This is a genomic window from Streptococcus sp. 210928-DFI.4.42 (assembly GCF_020554365.1).
GTDB lineage: Bacteria > Bacillota > Bacilli > Lactobacillales > Streptococcaceae > Streptococcus > Streptococcus parasanguinis_S.
This window is the reverse complement of the sequence record NZ_JAJCHF010000064.1, coordinates 1-483: the sequence shown is the minus strand read 5'-3', so window position 1 is coordinate 483 and position 483 is coordinate 1. Positions and strand designations below refer to the sequence as shown.

Here is a 483-nt window from a genome sequence, read left to right as displayed (position 1 = left end):
ATGGCGCGAGACGGAATCGAACCGCCGACACATGGAGCTTCAATCCATTGCTCTACCAACTGAGCTACCGAGCCAAATTGCGGGAGCAGGATTTGAACCTACGACCTTCGGGTTATGAGCCCGACGAGCTACCGAGCTGCTCCATCCCGCGTTAATATTAAGGAGGATGTGGGATTCGAACCCACGCACGCTTTTACACGCCTGACGGTTTTCAAGACCGTTCCCTTCAGCCGGACTTGGGTAATCCTCCAAGATAACAATGGACCTTGTAGGACTTGAACCTACGACCACTCGGTTATGAGCCGAGAGCTCTAACCAGCTGAGCTAAAGGTCCAACAAGATCAACAATATAGCGGCGAAGGGGATCGAACCCCCGACCTCCCGGGTATGAACCGGACGCTCTAGCCAGCTGAGCTACACCGCCATAATATCGGGAAGACAGGATTCGAACCTGCGACACCTTGGTCCCAAACCAAGTACTCT

Annotated in this window: 5 tRNA genes; all 5 read right to left on the bottom strand. The window is 53.6% G+C overall.

What is annotated here, in order from left to right:
• Position 1: 1 nt before the first annotated feature.
• Positions 2-74: transfer RNA gene (locus LIZ08_RS10310), tRNA-Phe, on the bottom strand.
• A 3-nt stretch (positions 75-77) separates the two neighbouring features.
• Positions 78-151: transfer RNA gene (locus tag LIZ08_RS10305), tRNA-Met, on the bottom strand.
• 9 nt (positions 152-160) lie between these two features.
• Positions 161-250, bottom strand: a tRNA-Ser gene (locus LIZ08_RS10300).
• Between the two features lie 10 nt (positions 251-260).
• Positions 261-334: transfer RNA gene (locus LIZ08_RS10295), tRNA-Ile, on the bottom strand.
• Positions 335-350: 16 nt separating this feature from the next.
• A tRNA-Met gene (locus tag LIZ08_RS10290) sits at positions 351-424 on the bottom strand.
• Between the last annotated feature and the right edge of the window lie 59 nt (positions 425-483).